Source organism: Geomonas ferrireducens, assembly GCF_004917065.1.
Lineage (GTDB): Bacteria > Desulfobacterota > Desulfuromonadia > Geobacterales > Geobacteraceae > Geomonas > Geomonas ferrireducens.
Map to the genome: position 1 here is coordinate 906428 of NZ_SSYA01000002.1, position 15143 is coordinate 921570.

9 protein-coding genes are annotated in these 15143 nt (G+C 63.8%); 8 read left to right on the forward strand and 1 reads right to left on the reverse strand.

Annotation, left to right across the window (positions count from 1 at the left end; translation table 11 throughout):
• Nucleotides 1–108 precede the first annotated feature (108 nt).
• From E8L22_RS21550 to E8L22_RS12810, 5 genes are all read left to right on the forward strand, one after another.
• Complete coding sequence (locus E8L22_RS21550) at nt 109–264, forward strand: DUF5908 family protein (RefSeq protein ID WP_198420156.1); 156 nt, start codon at nt 109–111, stop codon at nt 262–264.
• Nucleotides 264–971: a CIS tube protein gene (locus E8L22_RS12795; RefSeq protein ID WP_136525540.1), complete on the forward strand. Its 708-nt coding sequence runs from the start codon at nt 264–266 to the stop codon at nt 969–971. The genes E8L22_RS21550 and E8L22_RS12795 overlap by 1 nt, the downstream gene beginning before the upstream one ends.
• On the forward strand, nt 968–2737 hold the full coding sequence (gene vgrG / locus E8L22_RS12800; RefSeq protein WP_136525541.1) for a type VI secretion system tip protein VgrG: 1770 nt from the start codon (nt 968–970) through the stop codon (nt 2735–2737). The genes E8L22_RS12795 and vgrG overlap by 4 nt, the downstream gene beginning before the upstream one ends.
• Before the next feature lie 134 nt (nt 2738–2871).
• A complete protein-coding gene (locus E8L22_RS12805) occupies nt 2872–3141 on the forward strand; it encodes a PAAR domain-containing protein (RefSeq protein WP_136525542.1) in 270 nt (89 codons plus the stop codon).
• 2 nt (nt 3142–3143) lie between these two features.
• Nucleotides 3144–3587, forward strand: a complete 444-nt coding sequence (locus E8L22_RS12810) for a GPW/gp25 family protein (protein ID WP_136525543.1) — start codon at nt 3144–3146, stop codon at nt 3585–3587.
• A gap of 564 nt (nt 3588–4151) precedes the next feature.
• Here E8L22_RS12810 and E8L22_RS21735 read toward each other — a convergent pair.
• Nucleotides 4152–4766 (reverse strand): helix-turn-helix domain-containing protein, encoded by a 615-nt coding sequence (locus tag E8L22_RS21735; protein ID WP_246044636.1) that lies wholly within the window; start codon nt 4764–4766, stop codon nt 4152–4154.
• 160 nt (nt 4767–4926) lie between these two features.
• Between E8L22_RS21735 and E8L22_RS21740 the strand changes: the two genes are divergently transcribed.
• Genes E8L22_RS21740 through E8L22_RS12825 form a run of 3 tightly spaced genes read left to right on the forward strand, consistent with a single transcriptional unit; the run spans nt 4927 to nt 15143 of the window.
• Entirely contained in the window at nt 4927–7311 is a 2385-nt protein-coding gene (locus E8L22_RS21740) for a baseplate J/gp47 family protein (protein ID WP_246044637.1), read from the forward strand.
• The gene (locus E8L22_RS12820) at nt 7308–10715 is read left to right on the forward strand and encodes a hypothetical protein (RefSeq protein ID WP_136525544.1); all 3408 of its coding nucleotides are present in this window, start codon (nt 7308–7310) and stop codon (nt 10713–10715) included. The genes E8L22_RS21740 and E8L22_RS12820 overlap by 4 nt, the downstream gene beginning before the upstream one ends.
• A gap of 15 nt (nt 10716–10730) precedes the next feature.
• Nucleotides 10731–15143 carry a hypothetical protein gene (locus E8L22_RS12825; RefSeq protein ID WP_136525545.1) on the forward strand — a complete coding sequence of 1471 codons (4413 nt, stop codon included), beginning with the start codon at nt 10731–10733 and terminating at the stop codon, nt 15141–15143.

Here is a 15143-nt window from a genome sequence, read left to right on the forward strand (position 1 = left end):
GCGAAGGGGGGAACGCTAGGGCAGATTCAGCGCATTGTGGACACTGTTACTGTACGTTCACGTGCATTCTCGGAAAGACATTGCAGGGACTAAGTGCCGGAGCAATTCATGCCCATCGAGATCAAGGAACTGCACATCCGGGTCGCGCTGACCACCTCCCCTGCCCCACCTCCTTCAGCGGGAGGCGGCGCAGAACGGGACGCGATCGTGAGCGAGTGCATCGAACAGGTGCTGCAGATCCTGCAAAACAAGGCGGAACGCTGATGGCGGACAACGGCAAGCTGGAAAAACTCCTGATCCTCGCCTTCGACACCTCGGAGGATGCGGAGCGCGGCAGCAAGGCAGAGGCGAAGGAGAGCTTCGAGGCCCTCATCAACCCGGAGAGCTACACCCTCGAGTACAAGGTGAAGACCTCGGACGGCCAGGGCCAAGGGACCAGCGGCGCACAGGCGAAGTACGAATTCACCCTGCCGGAGGAGCTCACCTTCGAGTTCCTCTTCGACAACACCGGCATCATCGACGGCAAGCCGAACAAGGAAGGGGTGCAAAAGGACGTCGACCGGCTGCGCAAGATGCTGACCGGCTACCAGGGTAAATCGCACGAGCCTTACCATTTGAAACTTGTATGGGGGAGCCTCGTCTTCACCGGCCGCGCCACGGAACTTTCCCTGACGCACAAGCTGTTCAACCCGGACGGACAGCCGATACGCACCGTCGCCAAGGTCAAATTCAAGAAGAGCATTGAGGAGAAGAAACGCGCGCGGAAAGAGGATAAGTCCTCCCCGGACCTGACCCACAAGCGCACCGTGAAGGCGGGCGACACCCTGCCGCTTCTCTGTTACCGGATCTACGGCGACCCGAGGTACTACCTGCAGGTGGCGCAGGTGAACGGGCTCGACAACTTCAGGAAGCTAACGCCGAACACGAGCCTCCTCTTTCCCCCCATCGACAAGAAAGGCGCCAACCCGTGAGCACCGAATCGACCATCCCCACTCCAGCCACGCCGGACGTCTGCACGATCGAACTTCTCATGGACGGGGCGGCGGTGCCGGGGGAATACCACGTGATGTCGGTGGCGGTCAGAAAAGAGGTGAACCGCATCCCGACTGCGACGATCCGGATCCGGGACGGCGAGGCGGCGAAGGCGACTTTCAGCGCCAGCAACGCCGACCTCTTCCTTCCCGGGAAGAAGATCGAGATCAAGCTAGGTTACCGCTCGAAGAACGACACCGTCTTCAAGGGGGTCGTGGTCAGGCACGGCATCAGCGTGCGCAAAAGCGGCAGCCTCCTCACCCTCGAGTGCCGGGACGAGGCTGTAAAGATGAGCGCGGGGCTTAAGAGCCGCTACTTCGTGGACATGAAGGACAGCGACGTCATCGAGCAGATCATCGACTCCTACAAGCTCGGAAAAGAGGTCGATGCGACGAAGCCCGACCTCAAGGAAGTCACGCAGTACAACTCGACCGACTGGGACTTCCTGCAGCTTCGTGCTGAGGCGAACGGGCTCGTGGTAATCGCTAGCGACGGCAAGGTGACCGTGACGGCGCCCGGCACAAGCACCGATCCGGTCCTGACCGTCGGCTTCGGCTCCACGCTACTTGAGCTCGACGCCGACATCGACGCGCGCAGGCAGAGCAAGGGAATCGTGGCGAAAAGCTGGGACGCGTCGGAACAGAAGGTCCTTGAGGCGGAAGCTCGGGAACCATCGGCTTCTTCCAGCGGCAACCTCAAACCCGCCGATCTCGCGTCCATCTTGGGCAGCGACCCGCACGAACTCCGACACGGCGGCAGACTGGGACAGCCCGAGCTGCAGGCCTGGGCGGATGGGAGGCTGCGGACCGAGCGTTTGGCGCAGGTGCGGGGGCGGGCGAGGTTTCAGGGCTTCGCCGCCGTCGCCCCCGGCAAGGTCATCGAGATCACCGGCGTGGGGGAGCGGTTTCAAGGAAAAGTGTACGTCTCCGGCGTGCGCCACCAGGTGGACAACGGCAACTGGGAGACCGATGTGCAGTTCGGTCTCTGCACCGAGACCTTCGCCGAGAGCTTCGAGGTGAGGCCCTTACCCGCCGCCGGTCTCATACCGGGGGTGACCGGGCTGCAGATGGGTGTGGTCACCGTTTTGGAAAAGGACCCGCAGGGGGAGGACCGCATCAAGGTGCGGCTGCCGCTCGTCAGCAAGGCCGAGGAAGGGCTCTGGGCGCGGCTTGCCACCCTCGACGCCGGAAAGGAGCGCGGCACCTTTTTCAGGCCCGAGATCGGCGACGAGGTCGTGGTCGGCTTTCTTTGGGACGACCCGCGCCACCCGGTGGTCCTCGGGATGTGCCACAGCTCCGCGAAGCCCGCGCCCGAAGCAGCCAAAGACAAGAACCACCGCAAGGGGTACGTGAGCCGCTCCAAGATGAAGTTCACCTTCGATGACGAGAAGAAGTCGGTGCAGATGGAGACCCCCAAGGGAAACCGGCTGACGCTCTCCGAGGATAAAAAGGGCGTGGTGATAGAGGACCAAAACGGCAACAAGATCACCATGGACGACCAGGGGGTGCGCATTGAAAGCGCCAAGGACCTCACCCTGAAGGCAGCCAAGAACCTGAAGATCGAGTGCGGCTCCAATCTGGATTTGAGCGCGCAGGCCGCGCTGAAGGCAGCCGGTGCCTCGAGCGCCGAGGTGTCCGGCGCGAGCACGACGATCAAGGGAAGCGCGAAAACCGTGATCCAGGGGGGGATCGTGCAGATCAACTAGAGGCAGAGCGTACAGTTGCATCAATGGCTGCACAAGCCCTAGCGTCCCCCCCTTCGCAAAGGGGGGAACGTAATAGCCGCGTTACCGCAAAAAAGCTCGCGTTCTCGTTTCAATGCCGTTTAAGGAGCCCCAACATGCTTCCTGCCGCACGCATCACCGATCTCATCGTCAGCACGGCCACGCAGGGGGTGCCGACGCCGATCATACCGCCGGGGGCTACCACCGTGCTTATCGGGGGACTTCCCGCGGCGCGCATGGGGGACTCCTGCGGCGCGGACGCCATCATCAAGGGCTCGGCCACGGTAATGATCGGCGGACTGCCTGCGGCACGCATGTCGGACTCGACCGCGGGCGGAGGGCTCATCCTCCCGCCATGCGCCCTCACCGTGCTGATCGGAGGCTAACCATGAACCTCGACTTTTTGGGCCGCGGCTGGTCCTTTCCTCCCGAATTCGACAAGTCACTCCCCGGTGTCGCCATGCTGGAAGAGGAGGCGGACATCGTCGCAAGCCTGCAGACCTTACTCAGCACCTCGCAGGGGGAGCGGGCCATGCTTCCGCAGTACGGCTGCAACCTGGACGACCTGATCTTCGAAAGCCTCGACACCGGCACCAAGGCGCTCATGGCGGACAAGATCGAGACTGCGATCCTCTACCACGAGCCGCGCATCGAGTTGGAGAGCATCAACCTGGACGATACCCGCGAGCTCGAAGGGGTCGTCCTCATCGAGGTGGTCTACCGGGTCAAGACAACCAACTCGCGCTTCAATTTCGTCTTCCCCTACTACAGGCTGGAAGGAACCGACCTCGATCTCGGGGTGACGGTAAACCTCCTGCCGGAAAACGACTAGGTCCCTATGCCTGAATCCACCGACTGCAAACAGAACAGGGATGCACTGAAGCCGCTCCGGGAAGGGACCAGCCAGGACCAGCGCCTCGCCCTCCCCCTCGACCCGAACTTCGCACCGGTGGACCAGCGCGACGTGGCGCACGGCATGGTCTTCGCGCAGGCCTACGCCTCCTTCCTGAACTACTTCAACACCAACAATGTGAAAGACGGCGACTGGACCTCTTTCTTCGGCACCGACGTCTCGGTGCAGCTGGCACTCACGGCGGTGCAGGACGTGGAATTCTACCGCGGCAGGATCAAGGAGTTCCTGGACTTCCTGAAGGATCTCGGCTTCGGCTCGGACGAGACCAAGGCGAAGGATTATCTCGGCTACCTCTTCAGCAGCGTCGGGAGCCTCGCGCGCCAGTTCGACCGACTGAAAGACACGCTCCCACAGGATCTCGCCCTGAAGGGGATGCTGCAGGGGCTCATCGTGAATCAGCTCGCCCCGGCGCTGAACCGGCTCATCTCCTACTACAAGGCGGACCTCGCGGTGACGCCCGATTCGGAGCGCCTCATCGCGGACTTACAGCCTGGAATTGAGCTGTTCGGAGCCCAGACCGTTTCCTTCAGCACGATCTTCAATTCCGGTCTGGGCAAGGAGTGGATCACCGATGCCTCCCCCGACTGGGCGAGCTACACCGGCGCCATCGCCGCAGACGCCTCGGTGTACGGGACCGGCATCGAGCCGTTCCAGAGGATCAACCACATCGCGACGCACAACATGTTCACCTCGGTCCTGGATCAGTTCCTGAAAAGCTATGCAAAAGTGACGAGCGAGGGTAAACAGGCACTGGAGAAGAGCCTGACTGATCGGGACGACCACCAACCCCATTACGCGCTGTTTCTCGCCTTTCTGCGCCTCTTCGCCTACGCGCGTGAAGCCGCCAACACACTCACCGCACGCCATCTCGACTTCTATTACCGGGAGATCCTGCGGCTGAAGGAGAAGCCGGCCCGCCCTGGACAGGTGCACCTCCTGGCGGAGCTTGCCCGGCAGGTGGAAGAGCGGCTCTTCCCGGCTGGTGAGCTTTTCAAGGCGGGAAAGGATGCCCAGGGAAAGGACGCCTTCTACACGGGTGATGCCGATTTCGTCGCGAACCAGGCCAAGGTGGCGGAGCTTAGGACCGTGTACCGTCACGGCTCGGAAAAAGTGGGACTCCTTAATCCCAGCGGCGTGGATCAGGGACGTCTCTTCGCATCCCCGGTCGCCAACTCGGCCGACGGCAAGGGGGCGGAGCTCACCAGCGAGGACAAGTCCTGGCACCCATTCCACAACAAGCGCTACCAGGGCGGCTCGCTTGCCGCGATCGAAATGCCCCGCGCCGAAACAGGTTTCGCCGTCGCCTCGCACTACCTTTTACTGGCCCAGGGGAGCCGCACCGTCACGGTCACCTTCCAACAGCCGGCGCCGGCATCGCGGGGATTTCACGGCCGACGTCATCTGTTCCTTCACCACGAAAAAGGGGTGGCTCGACAAGTCCCCCCTCTCCTTCAGCCAGGTGACTGGGGGGCTCAGCATAGTGGTCGCGCTCACCGGCGCCGATCCCGCGGTCACTCCGTACCTGCCGGAAACGCACGGCTACAACTTCGACACCCCCCTCCCCGTCCTCATGGTCAGACTCAGGCACCGCGACGACGGGAGGTTCAAGTACGAAAGCCTCGAGGACGTGACCATCACCGGCCTGGAACTGGCCGTGGAGGTGCAAGACCTGAAGGGAGCCGCCCTGGCGAACGACTTCGGACCGGTGGATGCCTCGAAGCCCTTCCAGCCTTTCGGCCCCTCGCCGCTTGCGAACAGCGCCTTCATCATCGGCTCGAAGGAGCTTTTCCAGAAGAAGCTGACCAGCGCGACGCTGCACCTTACCTGGCAGGGTACGCCCGCCCCCTACGGCGGCAAGACGGTCAACGCGGTGACCGAATACCTCCAGGGTGGGCGCTGGCACCCGTATCTGACGGCGGTGCAGACTTCGGTGACCGGCTCGAGCTTCACCCTGCTCGGGGACCCGCAATCCTCCGACGTTCCTCCCTACCTGGACGCGCCCGACCCGACAGAGGACGAGCAGTTCACGACCGGTTCCCGAAACGGCTTCGTCCGCCTGAGGCTCGACGACGATTTCGGGCAGGCGAGCTACGAGCAGGCGCTCATCGATTACATCAAGCGGGTGACCGACGCCGACCCGAACAACGACGGCACGAGGCCGACGCCGCCGACAGGACCGTTAGTCACCGAACTCACTCTCGATTACGCGGCGACCCAGACCATCCCCTTCGACAAGGCGGACGCGGACCAGTTCGCCGGGCGCCCGGCCCGCTTCTTCAATCTCGCCCCCTTCGGCACCGCCGAGCAGCACCCTTACCTCAAGGCGAGCGTCCCATCGGCGGACGCCGCCATTTACCTTTTGCCCCAGTTCGAACATCGAAACCGGGACGACCTGAAGCTCCCGCAGGGGCAAAAGGTGAAGCACGAGGCGGAGTTCTACATCGGCATCAACGGACTGGAGCCCCCCCGCAATCTCGCCCTCCTCTTCCAGGTGGTGGACGGCAGCGCGGATCCCCTCTCGGTGAAACCCAAGCCGCACATCGAGTGGAGTTACCTGCGGCAAAACGAGTGGGTCCCCTTTGCCAAGGACGGGGTGGGCGACCGCACCGCAGAACTGATCGACTCGGGCATCGTCACGTTTGCCGTGTCGCGCGAGGCATCAGCCGACAACACCGTCCTCCCCGCCGGGATGCACTGGCTGCGCGCGGCGGTGGCGGAAAACGCCGACTCGGTCTGCCGCCTGATCATGGTCGCGGCGCAGGCACTCAGGGCGACCTTCGCCGACCGCGGCAACGACCCGGCCTTCCCCGCGACGCCCCTTCCCGCCGGGACCATCTCAAAACTGGACCAGCCGGACGCCGCCGTGAAGGGGCTCACCCAGCCCTTCCCCGGATTCGGAGGGCGCGGCAAGGAGTCCCCCGGGGACTTCTACACGCGCATTTCGGAGAGGCTCAGGCACAAAGACCGCGCCATCGCACAGTGGGACTACGAGCACCTGATCCTTGAAGCGTTTCCTCAGGTCTACCGGGTCAAGTGCCTGAACCACACCCAGTACGAGCCGGACGCAAGCGGCACCGGGGTCTACCGGGAGCTGGCGCCGGGACACGTCACCGTGGTCGCCATACCGAACCAGCGCTTCACGCATCTGCGCGATCCCCTGCGCCCCTACACGAGCCTTGGGCTGTTGGAAGAGATCGCCAGTTTCGTTGAAGCGCGCACCTCCTGCTTCGTGAAGCTCCACGTCAAGAACCCGCAGTTCGAGGAGGTGCGCGTCGACTGCAAGGTGCGCCTTTTCCCGGGCCTCGACCAGTCCTTCTACGGGCAGAAAATCTCGGAGGCGATCACCCGGTTTCTTTCCCCCTGGGCTTTCCCCGGTGGGGGGAGCCCCACCTTCGGCGGGGTGGTGCGCAAGTCGGTCCTGATCAACTTCCTGGAGGATCTCCCGTACGTCGACTGCGTCACCGATTTCCGCCTCTTCCACACCTACCGGGATGAACATGACCTGCAAAGGACGGTGGAGGTTAACGAGGCAACCGGGTCCAAGGCTGTATCGGTCCTCGTCTCGGCCAGGAAGCACACCATCGCCTTCATCGACCCTGCCGGGGTATCCGCTCCCGCCGAGGTGTGCAGGTGCGCGGTATGAGCCGGGTCTCCACAACCATAGCGAAACAGCCGCCGCTTCCTCCCGCCCAGGATTTCTACCGCCTGCGCCGGGAGGGGATCGCCTTCATCGAGCAGATGGCGAGCGCCGTTTGGACCGACTACAACGAGAGCGATTCCGGCATCGCCATCCACGAGGCCCTCTGCTACGCCATCACCGATCTCGGCTACCGCACCGGCTGGGACATCAGGGACATCCTGGCCCCCGCAGCCCCTTCAGGCGATCCGGCGCACCCCTTTCCGAACCAACCCTTCTTCACGGCGCGCACCATCCTCACCGTCAACCCGTGGACGGAGAAGGACTTCCGTCGCCTGTTGATCGACCTGGAGCCGGTGCGCAACGCCTGGATCATCTGCAAGGAGTGCGCGTGCGACACGAGTTATTGGGCCTGGTGCGAAGAGGAGGATGGGCTTGCCCTCTCCTACCGCCCGCCTGAGTCCGGGAGGCGCGGCATGGTTCAGGTCTGGCCGCTCGGGCTGTACGAGGCACTACTGGAACTGGAGGAGGATCCTGACGCCGGGGATCTGAACTACAGGAAGATCGAGGCGGCCGCGGTGTTAAACGAAACGGCGGCAAGCGCCCCCGTCATACTCGAGCTCCGTTTCCCGGAGGTGTCGCTTGCCGACCGGGAGCAGTGGGAACTCTTCCTGGAAAGCGACGACGGCTTCGACGGGAAAAACGGCGCCTCCGTGAACCTCAAGCTGCTCCGCTTCGGGGCGACCAGGAACTACGACCTGCTGAGCGACCCGCATCTCGACGAGCAGGGACGCGACGAGTATCTGAGGCGCCACTGGCGCACCATCTTCTACGCGACGTTCGAGATCGAGATCCTCCCTTCCGGGGCGAAGATCGTGCTGCAGGATGCTGCGCTCCGTCTGCTCGGGACGAGCGCCGCGCGGAACGCCGCCACGGTCGCGACACTGAAAGCGATACTGGAGGATAAGACGGCTAACGGCCTGATCCAACGCTACCGGCGCAAGGAGCGGCTGAAGGCCTCCGCGATTGATCTCGCCCGGAAAGAGCTGATCGCGCACCGCAACCTGGACGAGGATTTCTGCCGGGTAGGCGTGATCGGCATCGAGGAAGTGGCGGCCTGCGCCGACGTCGAGGTGGCGCCGGACGCCGACAATGAACTGGTCCAGGCGCGCATCTGGTTCGAGATCGAGCGCTACTTCAACCCGCCCATCCCCTTCTACACGCTGCAGGAACTCCTGGACCGGGGGGTGCCGGCGGAGGATATCTTCAACGGCCCGGAGCTCGCGAGCGGTTTCCTGAGCAACGAGGACCTCGAGGCGGCTTCGCTTAAGAGCGCGCTCTGCGTCTCCGACCTCATCAACCGGCTCATGGACATCGATGGGGTCGTCGCGGTGAACCAGTTGCAGCTCACGAAGTACGACGCCGAGGGGAACCCGGTCCGTGGCGCCTACGACCCGATCTACGGCAGCGACGGCAAACCGATCTTCGACCAGGGGAAGGCGAGCGCTTCCTGGCTCCTCTACCTGTTGCCGCAGCACCAGCCGAGGCTATACCGCAACGCTTCGCGTTTTCTCTTTTACAAAAACGGGCTTCCCTTCCTCCCGAGGATGGACGAGGCGCTGGACACGCTCACGCGCCTGCGCGGCGAGGCGGAGCGCTCCGCAATCCGCGGTGCGATGAACGACCTCCCGATCCCGACCGGGAAATACCGGACCCCGGATCGGTACTTCCCGGTGCAATACAGCTTCCCGCTCACCTACGGCGTGGGTCCCGACCAGCTCCCCACCACGGCCTCGGCCCGGCGCAGGGCGCAGGCGCGCCAGATGAAGGCCTACCTGATGGTGTTCGAGCAGATACTCGCCGACGCTTTCGCTCAACTCGCCCACACCGCCGATCTCTTCTCTCTCGACACCGCGGTGAGCCGGACCTACTTCGCAGCCGAGCTCTCGGATTCGGTAATACAGGGTTACTCCGAGCTCGTTACCGGCCTCAGCAAAACGTTGCTGGAGGCGATGCTGGAGACGCCGGAGGAATTCAGGGAGCGGCGCAACCTGTTCCTGGACCACCTGCTCGCCCGCTTCGGCGAAGACTTCAGCGCATACGGTCTGCTGCTCGCGAAGGTGCTCGGGCAGGACATCGCCCTGGACCAGTTGATCAAGGACAAGATCGCCTTCCTTTCGGACTACCCGAGGATCAGCCACGACCGCGCAAGGGCCTTCGACTACCGGCACGACCCGTGCGGCGCGGAGAACCAGCCGGGGATCAGGCGGCGCATCGCCCTGCTTCTCGGCTATCCGGAGCTCGACAAGAGGATAATCGTGGTGGAGCACCTGCTGCTCCGCCCGAAGTTCCCGGGTGACGCCCTCTACCCCGCCTGCACCGACGGGGCCTGCAACACTTGCGGCGCCGAGGATCCCTACTCCTTCCGGCTCACCTTCGTCATGCCCGGCTGGCTCGACCCCTTTAATGCCGATCTGGAGATGCGCGGCTACGCGGACCGGGTGATCCGCGAGGAGGTCCCGTCGCACCTCGTCGCCAAGATCTGCTGGGTGGGAAACGACGGCTACGTCGAGGACCCGTGCGATCCTGTGCTCGGGCGGCTCGCGGCACTTCTGGAGCGCGAGGGGCACAAGGCGGACGGTCTTTCGCCCAGCGAGGACGAGGCCTGCGCCTGCGCCATCGCCATTCACAAGGAGTTCGCGCAGGTCTTCCGGCTCTGGTACCAGGAGAACGCGAAGAAGCACTTCCACGCGGACGCCCTGAAGATGGAACTTGAACTCACGTTCGGCGACAAGGTGAAGCCTGAGGAGATCGCCTGCGGCGTGGCGCTTCCCATCGAGCTCTGGACCCAGGTTTTGGCAGTGGAGGTCGAACACTTCGGGCAGATCGCCCTTTACGGGCTGCAGTACGAGCGTTTCCAAGCGGCCTGGTGCGACTGGCTCGCTGCGAACGCCGGCTTTGACTGGACGGAGGAGCGCCTGGAAGAAAGGGTGGAAGCGATCCTGGAGCGGAACCACCTGTCACCGAGTGAGACGGTGAACCGGAGCGGCGTCAACCTTTGCCACTGCGCCCGGGGCATCCTGACCGGCTTCGGGATGGAGTTCTACCAATGGATGGACGGCCTCTTCCGCTCCGGGAGTTTCACGCCCGATGCGCAGCTTCCCACCTTCCCCATCGATCTCGGGCAGGCCTGCCCGGGCGTTTCCTTCCAGGCGGGGACGACTGAAAGGATACGCGCCCTGCTCGAGGAGAGGTACCACGCCTACCGCGAGGTCTCATACCGCCTGCGCGTGGTGCTCGACCTGTTGGGCGCATTGAGCAACAGCTATCCCCCCGCGACGCTGCACGACTGCGACGAGGGCAACGACAAAAACCCGGTACGTCTGGGTACAACGGCTCTAGGAAACTGATCGAGGTGCTCCGCGATGAAACCTTCACAAGATAACTTCCCCGTCTTCGAGGCGAACCAGGTGCTCTCCTTCTCACACCTGAACCAGGTCTTCGACTACCTGGACGAGCAGGAGCGGCTCACCCGCGCGAACCTGATCGGCATCGGCATCGTCTGCGGGCTGGAGATCACCCTTTCCCAGAACGTCGACGGAGGCCTTGCCATAACGCTCACCAGGGGATGCGGCGTCACCTCCCAGGGGTACCTGATCGTGGAGCCTGAGGACGCGTTTCTCGTCAGTTACCGGCAGTACCTCCCCCCCACCGATCTCCCCTACCCTCTCTTCATGAAGGGGGACGCCCCCTATCCCATATGGGAGCTTTTTCCCGCCGGTGAGCCGGACACGGTCCCCATCACCACCCCGGAAGGCTTTCTGGCCGACAAGGCGGTGCTCCTATTCTTGGAGCTGAAAAAGGAGGGGCTGCGCAACTGCAGCATGAACAACTGCGACGACAGGGGAAGCGAGATCACGGTAACGGTGCGCCGCCTCCTTATCGGCATTAACGACCTGAAGGAGATCATCGCGCGGGCGAACGCCCTGGAGGGAAACGGCACCGTCACCGATCTCGCCCAAACGCTCTTGGAGCGACTGAACATCCCGGAAGTGCACCTGCCAAGAATCGACGTGCCGAACACGGCCCCCGCCACCTCGCAGGACGTGTACGCAGCCTTCCAGGCAGCATTCACGGGAGAAAAACTCGTGCAGCAGACGGCGACGGCGCTCACCGCCGCATACGAAGCGTTCAAGCCGCTGGTGCAGCAGAAGTACCCGGACAACCCCTTCGCCGATTTCACCGGCCGCTTCGGGTCCCTGGACAACACGCCAGGCTCCACGGCACAGGTCAAATTCCTGCAGTACTACTACGATTTCTTCGACGACATCTCGAAGGGGCTGCGCGACCTCACCCTTGCGGGCGCTGAGCTTTTCGCGGTCTGCTGCCCGCCCGAAGGTCTCTTCCCGCGCCACCTGATGCTCGGAGTCCTCTTCCCGAACCAGGTGAGCACGCCGGAGCTGTACCGGACCCCGTTCTGGCCTTCCCCTGCGCTCTCGGGCGGCGAGGAGCGTATCGTAGAACTGGAAGAACTCTTCGAGCGCCTCGTGGAGATGACCACGCGCTTCACCGATGCCCCGCCGCTCCCCCTTCCAGCTTTCTCGCGCCTCCCCTCGACCGACGGCTCGATCAGGATCACCCCGAGCAGGCTCGGCGACGCCCCCCTTTCCGGGAAGGCGATCCCCTATTACTACCTTTTCACCGGCACCCCGCCACTGTACCGGCTCTGGGACCCCGAGAAGACGCGGCGCAACCGCGCCAACCGGAACCTCGGCTACCGTTCCGACTCGTACCAGCCCCCTGCCCCCACCTTCGTGACGCAGGCGCTGCGCTACGATCTGGAGCCGAACAACTTCCTGCGCGTCGAGGGGCACCTCGGCAAGAACTACCAGCGCGTGATGACGACGCTCCTGACGCTCAAATCGCGCTACCGCCTCCCCATCGAGTTGATCGCGCTGCGCACCGGCGCCTTCGACGAGAAGGTGACCGTCGATCTCTCCAAAAACGGTTGCCGTTTCCAGGACCTGGAAACGCTCTACGAGAGCGTGAAGGCGGAATCGGCCTGCTTTCTCTGCGCCGAGTTGCGCTATTTTTACGCGCTACCCTTCGAGACCCGTTCCCCGGTCACCACCCCGGTCAAGCCGCAGCTCGCCGTACTCGCCAACTGCGCCCCCGATTTCCTGGTGCAGCCCCAGACGCTGGGACGGCTCTTCGAAGACTTCCTGGCGAACCAGCCAGGCGGGGCAGTCCCGGAGATCGATCCGAACGTCATCATCAACTTCCTGAACAGCCAGAACGCGGGACAGTCAAACCTGATCATCTTCTACGTCATCGCCTGCGTGGCGAAGCTTTTCGAGCAGTACGCGGCGACGCTCGCCGAGCTTGACTACACGTCCTTCGAAAAGCGTTACCAGGATCTTTTGCGGGTGACCGAGGCGGTGGAGAAGGAACGGGAGGACGCGGCCGGAGCCATCGAAGGAACCATCAACCTGCTCCGCTGGGAGGAGCTTGACGACCGGCTCGAGGCGATCCTGTACCACTGCCGCCTGGATGTAGTAAAGGCGCTGGAGGGAGAGTTCCAGGACCGGCTGAGGGAGGTGAAGCAGAGGCTCTACCTCGGAACTTTCCTGCGCGATCACCCCGGCATCCAACATAAAGCCGGGGTTCCGTTAGGTGGCACCTTCATCGTCGTCTATCACGAAGAACCGGCGAGGGTGCTCAAGCCCGGAGGCGGGAGCGACCTCGGCGGCCTCAGGGACCGCTTCCGCTTCGACGGACGCGTGGCATCCGAGGGCGTTACCGGCAGAACGGGACCCCTAGCACCTTCGGGAACGGCCACCATCTGCGCCGACGTGGAGCCCGCCGCCATGATGGACGCCTTCACCCGGATGGCAAGCAAGCCCGAGCTCGCAGCGGACCCTGACGTACGGCTCGTGCTGGGGGCTTTCACGGGACGCGTGCCGGACCTTGGTGTGACGCGCCCGCCGCGGACCGGCGCCGAAGACATCATCGAACAGACGGTACGGGAGCTGGAGGACGGCGCAGTTATCGCCGACTTCTACCTCCCTTATCTCTGCTGCTCGGACTGCGCACCCGTACAGTTCGTGCTTCCCACGCCGCCGCTAAGCTTCACCGTGCAGACCGGCTGTACCAACGCCAACAACCAGGCCGAGGTGACCATCACCCCCGAAGGGGGAACGGCGCCCTACAGCGTGAAGGTGGACCAACAGGACTTCACGCCGCTGAACGGTGTGCTTGCCCTCTCCGCTGGAACCCACGTCATCTCGATACGCGACCAGGAGGCAACGGTCTCCGCGCCGCAGACGGTATCGATCCCGGCGCAACTCGTCCTCGGGGAGCCGCGTTTCGACTGCATCGGCGACACCGGAACTTACGTCGCCGTCCTGGACATAAAGGGCGGCACCCCCCCTTACACGCCGAACCGCGGCTCGGTCAACGGGACGGTTTATTCCAGCGGCAACCTCCCCGGCGACACCGACGTCGAGATCGTCATCACCGATGCACGCAACTGCAGCGCCTCGGCCACCCTCAGGCACACCTGCACCCAGCCGCTCGCCTTCAGCGCCACGGTCGGCTGTACCGGCCCGGACAACCAGGCGCCGGTCCAGGTGAAAGTGACCGGCGGGACCGCGCCGTACAACGTGCAGGTCGACACCGCGCCCCCCGCTCCGGCAAACCAGGCGTTGAAACTGAGCGTCGGCGGGCACAGCATCATCGTGCATGACGCCGCCGGGGGAGCAACCGCGCCGCAGACCATTGTGGTGCCGCCGCCTCTCGTACTTCGGGAAACCGATTTCAGTTGCGAAGGGAATACGAGCTACCGCTCCTTCATCCGCATCGAAGGAGGGACGCCCCCCTTCACGGCGAACGACAAGCCGGTCACCGGGAATTTCTTCAACACCGATCCCATCCCGAGCGGAAGCAGTTTCTCTGTTACCGTTGCCGACCACAACAACTGCACCGCGTCGCTCCAGGTGCAGCACAACTGCGAACAGGCCTGCGACCTTCCTTGCGGCGGCCTGTCGCGGCGCTGTGCCTACCGGCTCTGGATTCAGCCCCCCTTCCAGGACGCGCGCTACGAGAGCTATCGACAGGAGCGCGAGGTGCGGCTGCGGTTCAACGGTCGGGACATCACCCTGCGCGCCGACGGGCTCCCCATACCGGACGCAGGCCAGTTGAACGAGAGCTTCAACGATGCCGTCGGGCGCTACGTGAAGGCGTTGAATGAGGTGGTAGATCATGCCCTGGTCGAGCAGGCGGGGGCGGCACCGGGACGTCTGGTCTTCAGCTTCCAGCCCGACGATGCCCTCCCCTTCGCCGTGCTCTTCATCGAGTACTTCACCTGCGACAGCTTCAACCTCGAGTTCCGTTTCAGCTTCGCCAGGCCGAACCCGGCCTTCTCGATGGTGATCCGTTACACCAACGAGCCGGCACCGACCGGCGCGCCCTTCGACGGCGCCGTCTTCATCAACCAGCGCCTGAACAACAAGGAGACCAGGGTTCCCTCCTTCGACTGCAGCGAGCGCAACCAGTGCACACACACCGACTACCATAAGCTCTGCGAAGGGCCGCAACCGGAACTGGACATGAATGTGGAGCGCGCGGCGGAGAACAGTTTGCGGCTGGCGGGAAAGGTGGGGAACCTGCCGAGAGAGGAAGTAGCCGCCTGGGTGTGGGACCTGCCGCTCGCGAACAGCAGCGAGCCCTTCTACGAAGGGGAGCAGGTCGAAGCCCAGGTGCAGCGTCCTACCGGCCCCGTGCAGTTTGCCGCGATAACCCGCAAGGGGTGCTTCGGGGCGGCTAGGAAAGAGCTTTAA